Annotated in this window: 15 protein-coding genes; 8 read left to right on the top strand and 7 right to left on the bottom strand. The window is 42.3% G+C overall.

Annotated elements, in window-relative coordinates:
- Window positions 1–20 precede the first annotated feature (20 nt).
- From fahA to MTF66_RS13440, 3 genes are all read left to right on the top strand, one after another.
- Window positions 21–1,334, top strand: a complete 1,314-nt coding sequence (gene fahA, locus MTF66_RS13450; RefSeq protein WP_058585499.1) for a fumarylacetoacetase — start codon at window positions 21–23, stop codon at window positions 1,332–1,334.
- A gap of 151 nt (window positions 1,335–1,485) precedes the next feature.
- Window positions 1,486–2,637, top strand: coding sequence for a M23 family metallopeptidase (locus tag MTF66_RS13445; RefSeq protein ID WP_248527448.1), 1,152 nt, complete (start codon window positions 1,486–1,488; stop codon window positions 2,635–2,637).
- Window positions 2,627–3,109 (top strand): polymer-forming cytoskeletal protein, encoded by a 483-nt coding sequence (locus tag MTF66_RS13440; RefSeq protein ID WP_054561944.1) that lies wholly within the window; start codon window positions 2,627–2,629, stop codon window positions 3,107–3,109. The genes MTF66_RS13445 and MTF66_RS13440 overlap by 11 nt, the downstream gene beginning before the upstream one ends.
- On the opposite strand, the gene MTF66_RS13435 is transcribed toward MTF66_RS13440, so the two are convergent.
- The gene (locus MTF66_RS13435) at window positions 3,106–3,582 is read right to left on the bottom strand and encodes a hotdog fold domain-containing protein (RefSeq protein WP_248527447.1); all 477 of its coding nucleotides are present in this window, start codon (window positions 3,580–3,582) and stop codon (window positions 3,106–3,108) included. The genes MTF66_RS13440 and MTF66_RS13435 overlap by 4 nt on opposite strands.
- Window positions 3,583–3,759: 177 nt before the next feature.
- Between MTF66_RS13435 and MTF66_RS13430 the strand changes: the two genes are divergently transcribed.
- From MTF66_RS13430 to MTF66_RS13415, 4 genes are all read left to right on the top strand, one after another.
- Entirely contained in the window at window positions 3,760–4,932 is a 1,173-nt protein-coding gene (locus MTF66_RS13430) for a multidrug effflux MFS transporter (RefSeq protein ID WP_248527446.1), read from the top strand.
- Window positions 4,933–5,154: 222 nt separating this feature from the next.
- Entirely contained in the window at window positions 5,155–6,996 is a 1,842-nt protein-coding gene (locus tag MTF66_RS13425) for a S8 family serine peptidase (RefSeq protein WP_248527445.1), read from the top strand.
- 98 nt (window positions 6,997–7,094) lie between these two features.
- Window positions 7,095–7,727, top strand: a complete 633-nt coding sequence (locus MTF66_RS13420) for a LysE family translocator (RefSeq protein WP_248527444.1) — start codon at window positions 7,095–7,097, stop codon at window positions 7,725–7,727.
- An 8-nt stretch (window positions 7,728–7,735) separates the two neighbouring features.
- The gene (locus MTF66_RS13415) at window positions 7,736–8,200 is read left to right on the top strand and encodes a methylglyoxal synthase (RefSeq protein ID WP_054551787.1); all 465 of its coding nucleotides are present in this window, start codon (window positions 7,736–7,738) and stop codon (window positions 8,198–8,200) included.
- A 32-nt stretch (window positions 8,201–8,232) separates the two neighbouring features.
- Here the strand turns inward: MTF66_RS13415 and yegD are convergent, their stop codons facing one another.
- The 6 genes from yegD to MTF66_RS13385 all read right to left on the bottom strand — a co-directional run bounded on the left by yegD (window position 8,233) and on the right by MTF66_RS13385 (window position 16,024).
- Window positions 8,233–9,600, bottom strand: a complete 1,368-nt coding sequence (gene yegD, locus MTF66_RS13410) for a molecular chaperone (protein ID WP_248527443.1) — start codon at window positions 9,598–9,600, stop codon at window positions 8,233–8,235.
- A gap of 67 nt (window positions 9,601–9,667) precedes the next feature.
- Complete coding sequence (locus MTF66_RS13405; RefSeq protein ID WP_248527442.1) at window positions 9,668–10,507, bottom strand: DNA ligase; 840 nt, start codon at window positions 10,505–10,507, stop codon at window positions 9,668–9,670.
- Window positions 10,508–10,584: 77 nt separating this feature from the next.
- Window positions 10,585–11,241 carry an HAD family phosphatase gene (locus MTF66_RS13400; RefSeq protein ID WP_062564252.1) on the bottom strand — a complete coding sequence of 219 codons (657 nt, stop codon included), beginning with the start codon at window positions 11,239–11,241 and terminating at the stop codon, window positions 10,585–10,587.
- Window positions 11,242–11,289: 48 nt separating this feature from the next.
- The gene (locus MTF66_RS13395; RefSeq protein WP_054561952.1) at window positions 11,290–11,589 is read right to left on the bottom strand and encodes a hypothetical protein; all 300 of its coding nucleotides are present in this window, start codon (window positions 11,587–11,589) and stop codon (window positions 11,290–11,292) included.
- A 110-nt stretch (window positions 11,590–11,699) separates the two neighbouring features.
- The gene (locus tag MTF66_RS13390; protein WP_248527441.1) at window positions 11,700–13,961 is read right to left on the bottom strand and encodes a TonB-dependent receptor; all 2,262 of its coding nucleotides are present in this window, start codon (window positions 13,959–13,961) and stop codon (window positions 11,700–11,702) included.
- A 368-nt stretch (window positions 13,962–14,329) separates the two neighbouring features.
- Window positions 14,330–16,024, bottom strand: a complete 1,695-nt coding sequence (locus MTF66_RS13385; RefSeq protein ID WP_248527440.1) for a mechanosensitive ion channel family protein — start codon at window positions 16,022–16,024, stop codon at window positions 14,330–14,332.
- Between the two features lie 155 nt (window positions 16,025–16,179).
- On the opposite strand from MTF66_RS13385, the gene MTF66_RS13380 reads away from it, so the two are divergent.
- On the top strand, window positions 16,180–16,728 hold the full coding sequence (locus tag MTF66_RS13380) for an HdeD family acid-resistance protein (protein ID WP_062564249.1): 549 nt from the start codon (window positions 16,180–16,182) through the stop codon (window positions 16,726–16,728).
- Window positions 16,729–16,745 lie beyond the last annotated feature (17 nt).

The raw sequence follows: 16,745 nt of genomic DNA, 5'->3' as shown, positions 1-16,745 counted from the left end.
CGAACCAATAAGGAAAGAGTATGAGCCTAATTAACGAAACCCACGATATTAATCTAAAAAGCTGGGTTGCATCTGCTAACGAAGCGAACTGTGACTTCCCAATTCAAAATCTTCCTTTTGCAGAAGTACGTCGTAAAAATTCAGACGAAGCGTTCCGTGGCGCTGTCGCAATTGGTGATCAAGTTATCGACTTAGCAAAAGTAAATGAACTTGGTTTATTCTCTGGTGATGCACAGGTTGCCGTTAAAGCAGCAAGCCAAACTACACTCAATGAATTTATGGGTCTTGGTCAGCAGTATTGGTCTGCACTTCGTCTAGCGTTATCAAAAGCACTCCGTGAAGGTGCGAGTGAGCAAGCGCAATTAAGCGAAGCGCTTATCGCTCAGGCAGACATCGAATTTGCGCTACCGTGCCGTATTGGTGATTACACTGACTTTTATACCTCTATTTACCACGCAACAGCGGTAGGTAGTCTATTCCGCCCTGATAACCCACTTCTACCTAACTACAAATGGGTACCAATTGGTTATCACGGCCGTTCTTCGTCAATTGATGTTTCAGGTCAAACGTTTCACCGCCCTAACGGTCAAACTAAAGCGCCAGATGCAGAAGTACCATCGTTCGGCCCTTGTAAACGCCTAGACTACGAACTTGAACTAGGTATTTACCTTGGTAAAGGTAATGAATTAGGCGATGCTATTGCCATCGAAAATGCTGAAAACCACGTATTTGGTTTCTGTGTATTTAATGACTGGTCTGCACGTGATTTACAAGCGTGGGAATACCAGCCTCTTGGTCCATTCCTTGCGAAGAACTTCGCTTCGACTGTATCTCCTTGGATTGTTACGACAGAAGCACTGGCACCATTTAGAACAAACTGGACACGTGACGAGAACGATCCACAACCAATGGACTATTTAGAGTCAGCTCATAACCGTGAGTTTGGTGCATTCGATATCAAAATGGATGTACAAATCGAAACTGAAAAGATGCGTGCAGCTGGCGAAGCACCAACACAAGTATCTAAATCAAGCTTCAAGCACTCTTACTGGACAGTCGCGCAAATGGTGACTCACCACACTGTAAATGGCTGTAACTTCCAACCAGGCGACATGTTAGGTTCAGGTACGCAATCAGGTCCTGAGCACGAAGAAGCAGGCTCATTATTAGAACTATCACGCGGTGGTAAAGAAAAGATCACCCTAGCTAATGGCGAACAACGTGCTTTCTTAGAAGATGGCGACAACGTAATCATGCGTGGTTGGTGTGAAAAAGACGGTTTTGCACGTATTGGTTTTGGTTCAGTCGAAGGTACAGTACTACCTGCCAAATAAAAATAACTAGCTATTTTTATTTCCAGAACAACGATTAAGGGCATTTTTTGCCCTTTTTTTTGCATTTTTTTCAGTTGAGTTACAATTTTTTGCTGGCTTTTTTAAATCAGATTGCTATCTTAGCTCGGTTATTAGTCAAATTTTGTACGCCATGTTAGTTAAACTTAAGTCTTTTTATCGCACGTTTTTTCCAGCTCGTCAGCTGTTGATCCGTCAAAATGGCGAGGTAAAACACTTAGTATTAGCCCCTTGGGTGCAATTAACGACTTTACTAGTCATTTTAACCGCTATTGTTTGGTTAAGCATTTCGACACTACAAATCATTTCTCAAGCTGACAAGATCACCAGCATTGAACAAACCCAGCTTACGAAACAGCAAGAATGGCAAAAACAGCATTATCAGCAACAAGCTGTCTATGAAAAACAGCTCGAGCAATTAGCCGTACTTGAACAAAAACAAGCGCTATTGCAAAGCATGATCGAGTCATTACCAGAATCAATGAACAAACCGGCACTGCCAAGCGACGCAGAGCCATTGCTTTTACCTGTTCAGGAGCACGCTGAAGAGTTTCACGCACCTTTAGAAGATGAACAGCAACCAAAACAAGTTAAACGCTTAGAGAGCATTTCTGAGCGCCTAGCTCGCCTTGATGCAGCTTATAACAACAGCTTTGTTGTATTAGATGAGCAAATTAAACTTCGCCACCAAGAAATTGTTGCTATGTTAGAGGGCGCAGGCCTTGATAGTAGCCTTGCCAATGGTTCGGTATTAGAAGGTACAGATACCGCACAGGGTGGTCCATTAGACTTATTCGACGAATCAAAAATCCCTCTTGAGTTTTTAGCAATTGCCGACAAATTGCTGGCATTAAATAACCTCGAAAACTTACTGAGCGAATTACCACAAACACTTCCTGCTGCCGATTACTACATTTCAAGTAGTTATGGTCTACGAAAAGATCCAATGAATGGCCGCCGCGCTTTTCACAAAGGCGTTGATTTAGCAGGTTGGCATAAAACCGAAATTTTTGCTCCCGCTGACGGCACCGTTTTGCGTGCTGGTCGTAATGGCGGTTATGGCAACTTTATCGAACTACAACACAAAAATGGCTTCGTTACTCGCTTCGGTCACCTTAATAAAATTAAGGTTAAAAAAGGCCAAACAGTGACTAAAGACGATGTCATCGGCTTAATGGGTAGTACTGGCCGTAGTACCAGCACTCACCTACATTACGAAGTTTTAGTGAATGGCAAACATGTCAACCCGGTTAAAATAACAAAGGCGCTTTCTCGTGTTCGGTAAAAAAAAACAATCAGCAGCTAGCTCGTCTGGCTCATCTTTAAAAAGAACCAACCATACTCCTTCAATTATTTCTGAAGACGTTCGTTTAACTGGCGGCCTCAGCAGTCAAGGTGAAGTTCAGCTTGACGGTCGTATCGAAGGCGATTTACGTGTTAAACATTTAGTGATTGGTCACACTGGCATGATTGAAGGTGTTATTGAAGCTGACAGTGTCATCGTCAAAGGTAAAATTATTGGTTCGCTTATTGCCAATAAAGTGACAATTGAAAGCACTGCAGAAGTTCATGGCGATGTATTTCATGACACACTGAGCATCGAAGCCGGCGCAATCATTGAAGGCAGCTTAAAACATCGTAATGAAGAAGATAATGTGGCGCCTATTAAGCCTGAAGAACAAAACAGCTCTTCAATACTGGCTGATGATGACAACGACCTGTCGTTTGTAAACAAACAAGCCGCTGATAAGTCTTAACGTTTTTTGGCGGTTACATACATTGTGATATCCGCGGTGAAAACGAGTTCATCGCGGCTGTTATAAACCTTAACTGGTACTAGCAAGTCTTGCTTTTCTAACCACTCACTCGGCACTTCAACCTTTGCAACAGCACGCATGTCTGTATCAATTTTTGCTAAATAATTCACTGTCATGCCTTTTGGGATCCAGCGATGTGTTTTTGCTGGTACAGTTGCATCAACCATTAAACCTGCGCATAGCTCTGCTACATTACACTGTGCAATTGCATGGATAGTACCAATGTGATTATGGATTGCTCGGCGATTTTTAACAGTTGCGCTGCAATGCCCAGCGGTTAAATGTGTGATCAATGGCTTAATTGAACCAAAGTAAGGGGCTTTAAAACACACGGCCTTACTAAACAACCAGTTACCCTTCGGCAGTGACTGACATTTAGTCCATATTTTTAATAATGATGATTGTGAGCTCACGACGTTTATCCATTATTTTTATGATGAGAGATAAAAAACTAACACATCAGACCAGATAGCGAAATGGAAAATTATTGTAAGCAGTTTTGATGATTACGTATGTATTACACTTTTAACTACCTGAACGCTTTTCTTTTCCTTTAGGGGCACATAAAATACCGTTTTAAAGGAGAGCGAATGCAGTCACGCCAGCACAAAAACCTCAGCTTACTATTTATTCTTGGCCTTCTGGTTATCTTTAGCCCGTTAGCAATTGATATTTACTTACCCGCATTTCCGACCATTGCAGAACAATTCAGTGCTTCAGAAAAGCAAATTCAGCAAACCGTTGCTATTTTTATGCTTACCGTTGGGCTTGGACAGCTCATTGCAGGGCCATTAGCAGATAAATTTGGTCGTAAGCCTGTGGCAATCACCGGTGTGACAATTTATGGTTTAGCGGCTTTTGGCGCGTATCTGGCACCTGATTTTGCAAGCCTGATGATTGCAAGAGCACTACAAGGATTGGGGGCCTGTGCCACATTTGTAGTAGCATTTGCGATTGTAAGAGATAGATTTGGTAGTGAACGCAGCGGCCAAATCATTACTTATCTTAATGGTATCGTCTGCTTTATCCCTGCCCTCGCGCCTATTTTAGGCGCTTGGCTCACAGTACAGTTTGGCTGGCGCATGAACTTTTTATTCATGGCTGTATTTGCACTCATTGGTTTATTCATAACCTTGTTAATGTATAAAGAAACCCGCCCTGCAGATAGTGTATATAGTGGTCATATTCTTGACTTACGCCGTTTTATGCCAATTATCCGCACACCATTGTTTTTATTTCATAGCTTAATTTGCTTAGTAACTATGTCGGCTATTTTAGTATTCGTTACCTTAGCCCCTGGTTGGCTTATTACTGAATTAGGTGGCAGTGTTACCGACTTTACTTTCTGGTTTACCTGTAATGCGGTCTTGAGCATTGTTGCAAGCTTTATTATGCCACTGTACATCAAACGCCAACCAAAACGCGCGTTAAAAGCAGGACTCTTGTTGCTTGTAATCGCAGGTGCCTTAATGATGGCCTTTAGCCAACAACGAACGGCCCTTGCGTTGATGTTTCCGATGTTTATTGCTGCGTTTGGTTTTGCACTGACACTTGGCTCATCAGCAGGCCGTGCATTAAGTTTGTTTCCTAAACAAGCAGGCACAGCATCAGCACTTATAGGCTTAATGCAAATGAGTGGTGCAAGCTTATTAGTGTTTATAACGCAATTGTTAAATTTGACTACACCAGTATTAATTGGCGTGCACTTTTTAATGCTCATCCCATTTACCTATTTATTGTTCAAACATAAGCACTTGTCATAAAAAAGTTTTATCATACTTTTGTTATAACGGGTAAATGAGAATCGTTATATTCTATTTACCCGTTTAGACATCCTGTTATTTCCTACCGTAATAAAAAGCATCTTTCTAGAATGATTTGTTCCAGTTTTATGGATTATTTTGCTTGTACCTATAGCGCCATTAAACTATTGTTTACTCACGTTAACATTTGGTTAACTCAACAACATGTTTGGGATACGAATTATGAAAAAGAATAAATTAGCATTAGCACTGATCATCAGTGGATTATGTGCAGCAGGAACTGCAAACGCAGCAAATGACCGTTACATCATTCAAGTAGACAACAATAAAAAAGGCGTAGTTAAAGCACTCGCTAAAAAGCTTGGTGGTGATATTAAAGTTGATGGTAATGGCTTTATTGCAGCGCAATTTACAGGTCATGACCTTGCAAGTGTAAAAGGCTTACTAAACAACCCTCACATCAAACTGATTGAAGAAGACCAAAAGCGTGTACCCATGGCGCTTTATAACGATGACGCTGGTAATGCAATGCAGCAGCAATTAACGCCTTACGCAGTTTACCAATCACAAGCTGATCAAGTTACCTTCGATGCGAATGCTGGCATGAAAGTCTGTGTGATTGACTCTGGTTTAGATGCTACAAACCCTGATTTCATTTGGGGTAACATTACAGGTGATAATGACAGTGGCACAGGCAACTGGTACGACAATGGTGGCCCACATGGTACTCATGTAGCAGGTACAATTGGCGCCGCAGACAACAATGTTGGTGTTGTTGGTATGGCACCCGGTGTGGCAATGCACATCATCAAAGTATTCAATGCTGAAGGCTGGGGTTACTCTTCAGACTTAGCACACGCAGCAGATTTATGTTCTCAAGCAGGTGCAAATATCATCAGCATGAGCCTTGGTGGCGGTGGTTCAAATAGCACCGAGTCTAACGCATTTGCTAATTTCACAAGCGCTGGCGGTTTAGTTGTTGCTGCAGCGGGTAACGATGGTAACAACGTACGTTCATACCCTGCAGGCTATCCATCAGTAATGATGGTTGGTGCAAATGATGCGGACAACCAAATTGCAGATTTCTCGCAATTCCCTAGCTGTACAACGGGTCGCGGTAAACGCGCTACTACAGATGAAACTATCTGTGTTGAAGTAACAGCAGGTGGTGTTGATACTCTTTCTACTTACCCTGCTGGTATGGCAACGTCAGCTAGCTTAGCAGCTGATGGCGCAGGCTTTGCTACTTCATCAATGGAAAACTCAGGTAATGCATCAGGCACAGCGTATTACATGGGTACTGCTGAAAGCGTAGATGCTGGCGCAGCTGGCAAAATTTGTATGATTGATCGCGGTAATATCTCGTTCTATGACAAGGTAAATAACTGCGAGAACTCAGGCGGTATCGGGGCTGTTATAATCAATAACGAAGCAGGCATGTTATACGCTACACTAGGCGAAACTAACGATACAACAATTCCAGCTGTCGGTGCGGCACTTGAAGACCGTTCAGCTCTTCTTTCAAGCACAACTATTGATATCGCAATTGGTACCAGTGATTATGGTTTCATGAGCGGTACATCAATGGCAACACCAGCTGTTTCAGGTATCGCAGCCCTAGTATGGTCAAATCACCCTGAGTGTACGGGTACAGAAATCCGTGATGCACTAAAAGCAACGGCAGACGATCAAGGTGCTTCTGGTCACGATGTTTACTTCGGTCACGGTATTGTTAAAGCAGCTGACGCAGATGCATACCTAACAGCCAATGGCTGTGCAGGTGGTGGCGATAATGGCGGTGGCACAACACCAGGTGGTGATGATATTAGTCTTTCTACTTCAGGTTATAAGTCAAAAGGCACTAAATACATTGATTTAAGCTGGAGTGGCGCAGCTACAAGCACTGTAGATGTTTACCGTAATGGTAGCAAAGTAGGCTCAGTGGCAAACACTAACAGCTATACTGACACTATCACAACAAAAGGTGGTGGCACTTACACTTACCAAGTATGTGAAGCACAAAGCACAACTGTTTGTTCAAACAACAGCACTGTGACGTTCTAATACTTTCCCCAACCCAAATCAGCGGGCATTGATTGCCCGCTTTTTCTTTTTCTAGAAGCTTGTTAAAATCAACTACCTAGCTTTTTATCTTTGTGCCGATGATCAATCCAGAATTTCTACTGTCGTTTTTAGGCGCCAGCTTTTTAATTGCCGTGGCCCCCGGCCCTTCTAATGCATTTTTAATGGCACAAACCTTTGCCAATGGCCGTAAAGCCGGAATGCAAAGTGCCTTTGGTTTTGCCTTAGGTGGTGTGGTGCATACTTTTTTTGCGGTGGTAGGTTTAACGGCAATTTTAAAAGCGTCGACTGTTGCCTATACCACAGTTCAGTATTTAGGTGCGGCGTACCTGTGCTATTTGGGCATAATGACGCTAAAAGACACCTTTACACAGGCTGAGTCAGAGTGCGAAGAAAAACCCCATGTAAGTACCAGTAAAAAGCAAAATGTGATGTTTCAAGCAATGATGACCGAGGTACTTAATCCAAAAGTCGCTCTATTCTTTATTGCGTTTATTCCGCAGTTCGTCGATCCGAGCTTGTCTTCAACGACCTTTCAGCTCGCTTTTTTTGGTTTACTCTACCCGCTTTTTGCTTTTCCTATCGACTGCACGTATATTTATTTCGGCGATAAGATAGCCAGTTATTTTCGTGAGCACCCACAAACCCAAATTTGGATTGATCGGATCACGGGGCTGGTGTTTATTGCACTAGCAATTAACCTATTGATATAAGAGCACTTATGGAACAAAAACAACAAGCCTTACCAGCCAAAAAGAATATTGCCCTCGTAGCCCATGATGGTAAAAAAGCAGCCCTACAGGCGTGGTGTGAAAAGCACCAAGACATTTTAAGTAAGCACACACTATACGGTACGGGCACAACAGGTCATTTAATCGAGCGTACAACAGGGCTTGAAGTAATTAAGCTGCTAAGCGGCCCTATGGGTGGCGATCAACAACTCGGTGCTAAAATTGCTGAACATGAAGTGCACATGCTGGTGTTTTTCTGGGATCCACTTGCATCGCAGCCACACGACCCTGATGTAAAAGCATTACTACGTTTAGCTGCGGTTTGGAATATTCCTGTTGCCTGTAATGAAGTCAGTGCCGATATGCTATTAAGCTCACCTATGATGGAAACTGAGCTGTGCCGCACGTTGCCAGATTACGAAAAATACCTCGCAACGCGCCAAGTGACTCTTTAGTTCTATTAGTCGATATATCAAAGTGGGGGCTATTAGCTATAAAGCTTGTGCGCCCACTTAGTTAAACCTGCAGTAACACTACCAAAGTGATCCCCGTTCAGCATATTTATATCGCCTAAATGGGATTTTAACGCGGCCTTGATCAGCGGTGATTGAGCGCTACCGCCTGTTAAGTAAATGACATCAGGCGTTGTGCCAGCTTCTTGAATCGCTTGTTTAGCTAGGCTCACTATCTGATTTATTGAGTCATCAACAGCTAAAGCTAGATCTTTTAGCGTTAAGCACTGTATTAAGTCTGAATCTAAGAAGCGTAAATCTGTAGTAAATTCATTGGCTGACGAGAGCGCAATTTTTGCCGCCTCGCCTTGCTGCACTAATTGATGACCTTGCTTATTTTGCTGCAATTGAATTAAGCGTTTAAAAAGCGCAGGCTCTTTAACTTCTCGAAGTTGAGTCAGTAACTCACGATGATGGGCATCGCTATAAAACTGGCTTTGCAGATTTACATCATTGATTTTACAGGCTTGCCAAAACGGTTGATTCGGTAGTGGAAGACCCGATTTAAACTCAGTGCCTAAACCTAGTAATGGCATTAAACCATGAAAGCTCAGCGCAATATCTAAATCATTTCCACCCACACGCTTACCACTGTGAGCTAAAAAGTCATTATCACGGCATTGCTTATCACGAAAGCTCGGCCCCATTTGTACAAATGAGCAATCGCTAGTACCCCCGCCAATATCGACAACCAACACTTTTTGGTCTTGCTGCAATGAGGTTTCATAATCAATCCCCGCCGCTAATGGCTCATACAAAAACGACACCTCTTCAAAGCCTGCGCGTTTTGCTGCTCGCTCTAATATACCGAGCGCTTGTTGATTAGACTCTTCACCACCGACTGATTGAAAGTTTACCGGTCGTCCAATTACCGTTTCTGTTAATGTGTCTTGCAATGATTGCTCGGCGCGTTGTTTAATTTTTAAAATCATCGCCGTGGCAATGTCTTCAAAGAAGTTTATTTGCCCTTGCTTTAAGCCTACTGCACCAAAGAATGACTTAGGTGATTTTACAAAGTAACCTTCTTCAGGAAATTGCACATACTCGCTAATTGCTTCGCGACCTATAAATAAGGTCTCATCACCAGCTTGTATATCAAGATCAGATTTAATACGAGGAATGGTATTTAAAAGCGCTTGTCGCTCAGTTTTAAAGTCGTGCTCAAATGGGCTACCCGTAAGGTGTTTTGTCACAAAATCGACAACTAATGCACTGTGATGAGTATAAAGTGTTGAGGGTAAATATTGCTTGCCCTGCTCAAGCGGCACTAAAGAGACTTGTTGCTCGTTATTCATTACACCGATTGCACAATTTGAGCTACCGTAATCAAAGCCTGCAAACATTCTAACACCTATACATCAATAAAAAGGCCGCGAAATTTACCATAGTCGCAGCCGTTTTTGAATGACGCTATGGCGTTTCATGTAAAAAGCTTGCAAAACGTGGTAGGCCATTCTTAGTAAAGCCATGATATTTGTAGGTAATAGTACTACCTATCGCTGGGGGCGATGATCTTTGTTGATCGGTAAACCCCGAGCCAATTTTAAACTCGGTACCATCACTGCTGCGCACCTTGAGTGCACCAAGCATATTTTTATACTTACCCTTTCCTGCGATATAACCGATTACAACCGCTTCAGCGTCAAAATAAGGCTTTAACTTTAGCAATGCATCACTTCGCCCTGCACTATGCTTTGCAGCTGCTAGATGCAACATGACGCCCTCAGCTCCTTGTGCGATTAGTTCATCCATAAACAAACTAAGTTGCTTGTTATCATTAAAGTGCATTTGCGCAACGGCTTTAATATGCTCACTTTGCAGCTGGTTTACTAACCTTGTGTAGTTTTCATAGCGTTGACTAAATGGCGTTGTCGCATCCGGCATATCAAATATCATATAACTGACGGTTTGCCATTCTGATTCTACAGGTGTGACTTTTCGAACGATCCCGCTCACATTGGCAAAATCTTGGCGCTTAGTCCAAAGCTCTCCATCAAGCCAGACACCTGGCAGTGGATCTGTGAACCACTTGGGGGCATAAATTGGGTTCCCATTTCGGGTTACTAATTGACTCCCTGTCCAAATAGCTCGAACGCCATCATATTTTTCACTAACTAAATAGTCAGATACATTTACCTTTTCGGCTTGATAGACGTTTGCTAAAAGGACTGAAGGAGCTTGTTGCGTTTGGGCTGAAAAGCCTATAAATAACGTGATTGCGCACAAAAGCGCACGAGTGAATTTAACCATTATTGCTTCCTTGCAAATTTGTGAGTATTAACTGGCTTTGACTACTTAACAAAAGCAGCTTAGCAACAGTCAGCTAATTATAGTTTAGTTTGTAGCCATTTGAAAAATTCGTTCAAATCAGCAAACACACCCGCGGCTTTACTAAAATCATGCTCTAACGTGAAATGATTTGGCACCGCATACACAGCAACACCGGCATTGCTTGCTGCAGTGACACCGGTAAAGGTATCTTCGACGGCTACAGCCTCATTAGCCTTTATATCTAGCGTATCTAGAGCTAATTGATAAGGGTCACCAGCAGGTTTAGGATTATTAACATCATCTTTGGTAACCACACAGTCAAACCAATCGAAAATGCCATAGCCTTTTAAAATAGGATAGGCTTCATCTTTTGCACTACCTGTTACTAATGCCATTTTTAAACCACTGGCTTTGACTTGCTCAAGCACCGCTTTTGCATGTGGCATAAAGGCGGGCAAATTAGTACTAACAAAACGGCCAAATGCAGCGTACTTATCATCCGTTAACTGTTCTGGGCTGATAGTAAGCCCATAATTTGTCACAACCTCTTTAGCGGCTTCAAGTGTTGGTCTTCCTGAGAAGCGCTGACAAAACGTAGCTTCATCATACTGCACGCCAAAAGGAGCTAACAAATCATTCCAAATATTAAAATGCACACTTTCAGAGTCAACCAAGGTGCCATCCATATCAAACAATACTGCTTTTAAAGTCATCCTCATTCCTTCAAAGTAAAAAGGTGCCATAGGCACCTTTAAATATGATTATTCAGTTAAGCCCGCAGGTGGCTCAGCAAACGCTTCTTCGCCTGTTTCTACATCAACCAGCTCGTAGCCACGTTGCTTTCTTACCACTTTTAAAACCGGCTTAGAAAACGCTGTTTTTAAACGATCTGCATCTGCTTCAAGTTCTTCGACTGTATTACCAAATGGTGCTGCACCGGTTTCTGACCAGTTAGTCACTTTACCATTTAAGTTATATTCAACTTCATGAATTTGATATTGTGCCGCTTCATCTTTTGTTGCTTCACAAAAAATTACACGGTAGTTCCAAAATCCAGCCATAGTTATTCTCTTTCTCTTCAATTAATCCTGCCACTTTAGCAGTTACCAACGCGATTATAAACGAAAAAACCCGCTATACAGCGGGTTTTAATAGGACTTATTATTTCAGCTTAGAAGAAGCTTACTTTGAACTCAGCACCGATGTAACGCTCTTCGTTCACCATTGCTGTGTTGTTATTGAAGTCGATAGCACCGATTGATTGTTGCTCGTCGAACATGTTACGAACGAATGCTGATACTTCATATTCGTTGTCGCCTTCAGCCCAAGCATAACCTGCACGTAAACCTACTTCAGTTAATGGCTTGCCTTCAAACTCAACTGACTCGTATAAGAAGTAGTTGATTTCGCTGCGGTAAGACACGTCAGCGTAAGTGAAGAATTCACCGTCAGCTACTTCGCGGCTATAGCGTAATGTAAGGTTAGAGATCCACTCAGGTGCGTGCGGTAAGCTGTTACCATCAAGGATAGCTTGACCTGCGCTGTTTAATGAGTTTGTTACAGTACACTGCGCACATACGTCAACGGCTAGGTCTTTATCATCAAGCTCAGTGTTGTTGTAGCTTAAGTTAAATGTAGCGTTTAGGTTGTCAGTTAATACCCACTCAGTGTCTAACTCAAAACCGTAACCAGTTGTCTTATCAGCATTAACTAAACGGTTGAAGTTTGCACCACCACCTACAGCTGTTAATTGTTGGTCATCCATTGTGTAGTAGAACACAGTTGCGTTTACACGACCTTGGCCGTCAAGTACGTCTGATTTGATACCTGTTTCGAAAGACGTCACAGTTTCAGACTCAGCAACAGTTACTTCATCACCGAATAAAATACGACCTTGGATACTTGGTGCACGGAAGCTGTTAGCAACACGCGCGTACCAGTTTACGTCGTCGTTGATCTTGTAGTTAGCAGATAAATCCCAGCTAACGTGATCGTCACTTGGGTTTTCTGTTAGGAATAACGCACCGCCACCTGCTGGGCTTAAAGTACGGTTTGCAGAGAACTCTTTTTCGTCATCTGAGTAACGTAGACCTGCAGTGATTTTTAAGTCGTCAGTGATTGTGTAATCTAATGAACCGAATAACGCCCATGCTTTTGTATCTTGCTGCTGGATAACATAGCCGTTTAACTCACCTGGTGTTGAACCATAAGTGTCGTAGCTGAAGTTTTCGATTGTTAGCGCTTCATCAAAGTAGAAAACACCTACTTGGAAGTTTACGTCGCCAGCATAGTTGCTAGATAAACGAAGTTCTTGCGTGTATTGGTCTTGATCTGGAATACCGTCAGCACTTTCAGAATAGAACGGGATAAAACCTGGGCCCATATCTGGTAAGTAGCTTGCACCGTAACCACCGTCGATGTCAGCGCGAGAATAGATTTCAGCGCTTTCCCATGCAGAGATTGACGTAAGAGTTAAATCATTGATATCCCACTCAAGCTTTAAGCTTGCGCCTTGAGATTCAACTTGCTGTGTCGCACGAGAAGCAGCATCGTGGTAAACCACATCATGTTCGTAGTTATCAGCTAAATCGTTTGTGCCTGCTTTAATAGCGTTACCACGGAATGCGATTGGCGTACCGTCCATATCACGAACGTGGTAGTTGAAAAGACCAGTGAAATCGTCACCTTCATATAAGAACTGAACACGTGCCGCTTTTTCAGTGTAACCACCTAATACGTCATCTTGTTCAAAACCCGGTGCACGGTTATCGATGTAATCGTCTTTTTCTTGCCAAAGTACAGAAACACGCGTTGATAAACGGTCTGTTAGGCCACCGCCAACAGCACCTTCAAAATCAACTGCGCCACGGCTACCGTAAGATACTGAGCCATAGCCTTCAAATTCTTGTGATGGTTTAACTGTATCAAATTTAACAAGGCCAGCCGGTGTGTTACGACCGAATAAAGTACCTTGTGGGCCACGTAGAACTTCTACACGTGCTACGTCAAATACAGGGAAACCTTTTAAGATTGCGTTCTCTTGAACAACTTCGTCTACAACTAACGAAACTGGTTGAGAAGCATTTAGGTCAAAGTCAGTGTTACCTAGACCACGAACATAAAAGCGTGGGAAAGAACGACCAAACGAAGATTCGATTGATAAACTTGGGATCTTCGCATTCATAAAACGAATATCCATACCAGCTGAGCTGTAAGCGTCTAAGCTGTCACCTTGTAATGCAGATACAGCTACAGGTACTTCCTGTGCGTTTTCTACACGTTTACGAGCGGTGATTTGAATAACTTCTAGTTGGTTGTTTTTTTCTGCTGTCGCTTCGTCGGCAGCAAGAGTTGAAAATGAAGTACCTGCTACGGCAGAGAACAACGTTGCATTGATAAGTGTTGCTAACGTAGATCTTTTCATTGCTTTCATGTCGGGTTTTAACCTTTTTTATGCACTCTTATTCAACGGTGATGATGTTGCGTCAATTCATTTGACGGGCTCGGCCAATTTTTCGCGCCTTGTAATAAGCTGCGCGGACCTCTAGTTCGAGAGTGCAAAACGAAGTAAAGAGGCTGAACGAACGCTGACGATTATAACACTTTATGACACTTTTACTGCATTAAAAATTAGAAATATACAATTTTTTTACAACAATTAGCGGCAACATCGCCGCATTTAGAAGATTTTATGCAATTATTTTTCACCAAAGCGGACATATGTCCTGTGCATCTAATTGCAACAATGTGTAGACATTATGTACAAATGAGAGCCGCTTTCATTTACCCCTTTTTTAGCAACTAATCAGCCACACGTGCGAATTCTGGGTTGGCTAATTCACATTCATGCTCATTTAATAAGCCTAAGATTGCTAAGTTTAACTCTTCGATTACTTCCATATAAAAAGCAAAGTCGACGGTCTCTACGTAGCTTAGTACATCCACTTGTAAAGCCCAAGGCGTGAAGCCTTTAAAGCGAACACGGCAAGGCTCAAAGGCAATGTGCTTATGTTGCTCTAAAAGCTCTCTTAGGGCTTGCATAAACGACATTAGGTTTTGTTGCTTAGTATTGGCACTGAGCATCAATTTAGGTCGATAAGAAATACGCTCTCGTTCAGAAACATTCTCAAGCTGCATATCAACAAACTTTGCATTCGCTACATAGATAACTGAACGATCAAGCGTTCGAATTCGCGTTGCTCTTAGTCCTATTTCTTCTACCGTGCCTAACTGGCTGCCAAACTTACATAAGCTACCTATTTTTACTGGTGCAGAAATATATAAAGTGATTGCTGCAATGATATTCTCAACCGTTTTTTGCGCTGCAAGGGCAATTGCAAGGCCACCAATACCTAAACCTGCCAGTAAGGTAGTGGCATTAAAGCCTAAGTTTTCAAACCACATGAATAGCAACGAAATGACAATCAGGGTTTTTGCTACATTACTTATAGGGCGTAATAAGAAAATCGCTTGTGGTTTATCTTGTCTAATAAAGCGCTGGCTTAATCTGTGTTTGGCAAGATCAACTGCCCGTAGGCAAATCCAGCCCCAAGCGATCAATAACACGGTCGCGCCATGGAATAGCGCCATCACAGCAATAGTTACATTAGATTGGTCGTTCAATGAACGCGCCATAAATACCGCAAGTAACAGGCTAACCGGCCCATTAATAAAACCAATAACGTCTTTTTCTACAGGGACTTTTAAGTGTGCGAGAATAAACGTGATTATGCGGGTAATGATAATCGCGACCGCTAAAAACAGTACAAATGTGAAGGCAAAGTAAATCCACTGCCAAAGCATCACACCCAAAAATTCAATGTCTGGTAGGTTATCGTAAAGCCACTCACCAACTCGGTTATAGCCATACTCTTTGGTGAGTAGAGGGATTTGACTTACGGTGGCATTCGATATTTTCCAGATCCGGTTACCTGTTTTATCATCAGGTACACTTTGCAATAAAATTTGCACCTTACCTTGTGAAGTGCTGATTTCTCCAACCAAATCACGATAACTAGGCACGCTTTCTTTTTGTTTTCCTTTAGGCTTATTGCTCAAGTTATCAACATCGACCCACAAGGTACGATCAAGTACCACTGATAGATTTTCAGCAAGCTGAATTTTTCCTAATGCCTCAACTTCTTTGGGTAAGTTACGATAATCAAGATAATGGCTGGCACGCTCAAAATCTCGGTCCCGGGCCGCTTTTAAGTACCCCTGCATGGAGCTGCGTGGTGTAATTCGGTCAAAGGCATCATAGGGTAAGTCATCTTCAAGAGGCTCCTGCACTTTTTCCGTTGTAGCAGGTGTATTCGTTTCAGATTCTTGTTTGGCCGGCTTTTGTTCGGCTTGCTCTTCCTTGTTGTCTTTATCAATTAAGGATTTAACGGTCACTTCAGGTGTAGTTGTTGCCCATAATGGCGCATTAAACAACAGTAAAAAACACACTAATAACTTACTAAATTGTAATGAAAACTTGGTATTACAACGGCTCACACTCTATTCCTTGTTCGATAAACATTAAATCGCTGAAATAATCAGCTAATTAAATTAGAGCATGGTTTGTGTAACTGTACAAAAAATAATTAAAAATCTTTGCAAGCAAGCACTGAAATGTTAGTTATATAGAGACTTAAGCAAAGGATACTATTATGCAAATCTCAAGTTCACTTATCCCCCATTGGTCATCATTAATGATCCATGGTGCCATTGCCATCGTTTTTGGCTTATGTGGTTGGTTTGCCCCAGAAGCCTCATTAGCGATTCTGATGTTTATTTTCGCCGCTTACTTTTTTGTCGATGGTGCCATTAGAACTTGGTTAGCTATTGCTTCAAAAAATGAAAATCCACTTTGGTGGATGCTATTAGTTGGTGGTTTAATTTCAATTGCTGCTGCACTTGTAACCCTGTTTGCTCCCAACGTAACGGCTATCTTAATGCTGTACTTTATTGCCGCATGGGCCATTGCTATCGGAGTGATTGAAATATTGATTGCGAGTAAGCTACGCAAAGAGATCAGTAATGAATGGCTGTTAATTGGTAGCGGTATTATTTCGATTATCTTTGGTGGTTATCTGATATTTAACCCTGGCGCGGGCATAATCACCCTACTTTGGCTAGTTGCAACCTATGCCATCGTATTTGGCATAATGATGGTGTTGCTTGCTATGAAGCTAAAAAAACTCAATGAACAAGCATAAAAAAAGCGGCTAAGCCG

The organism is Pseudoalteromonas sp. 2CM39R (assembly GCF_023161845.1).
This window is presented reverse-complemented; position numbering and strand designations above follow the sequence as displayed.

Excerpts from the sequence above, each read along its gene's own strand:
- fahA (WP_058585499.1), top strand. The coding sequence starts at position 21 with ATGAGCCTAATTAACGAAACCCACGATATTAATCTAAAAAGCTGGGTT.
- MTF66_RS13445 (WP_248527448.1), top strand. The coding sequence starts at position 1,486 with ATGTTAGTTAAACTTAAGTCTTTTTATCGCACGTTTTTTCCAGCTCGT.
- MTF66_RS13430 (WP_248527446.1), top strand. The coding sequence starts at position 3,760 with ATGCAGTCACGCCAGCACAAAAACCTCAGCTTACTATTTATTCTTGGC.
- MTF66_RS13425 (WP_248527445.1), top strand. The coding sequence starts at position 5,155 with ATGAAAAAGAATAAATTAGCATTAGCACTGATCATCAGTGGATTATGT.
- MTF66_RS13420 (WP_248527444.1), top strand. The coding sequence starts at position 7,095 with ATGATCAATCCAGAATTTCTACTGTCGTTTTTAGGCGCCAGCTTTTTA.
- MTF66_RS13415 (WP_054551787.1), top strand. The coding sequence starts at position 7,736 with ATGGAACAAAAACAACAAGCCTTACCAGCCAAAAAGAATATTGCCCTC.
- yegD (WP_248527443.1), bottom strand. The coding sequence starts at position 9,600 with ATGTTTGCAGGCTTTGATTACGGTAGCTCAAATTGTGCAATCGGTGTA.
- MTF66_RS13405 (WP_248527442.1), bottom strand. The coding sequence starts at position 10,507 with ATGGTTAAATTCACTCGTGCGCTTTTGTGCGCAATCACGTTATTTATA.
- MTF66_RS13400 (WP_062564252.1), bottom strand. The coding sequence starts at position 11,241 with ATGACTTTAAAAGCAGTATTGTTTGATATGGATGGCACCTTGGTTGAC.
- MTF66_RS13395 (WP_054561952.1), bottom strand. The coding sequence starts at position 11,589 with ATGGCTGGATTTTGGAACTACCGTGTAATTTTTTGTGAAGCAACAAAA.
- MTF66_RS13390 (WP_248527441.1), bottom strand. The coding sequence starts at position 13,961 with ATGAAAGCAATGAAAAGATCTACGTTAGCAACACTTATCAATGCAACG.
- MTF66_RS13380 (WP_062564249.1), top strand. The coding sequence starts at position 16,180 with ATGCAAATCTCAAGTTCACTTATCCCCCATTGGTCATCATTAATGATC.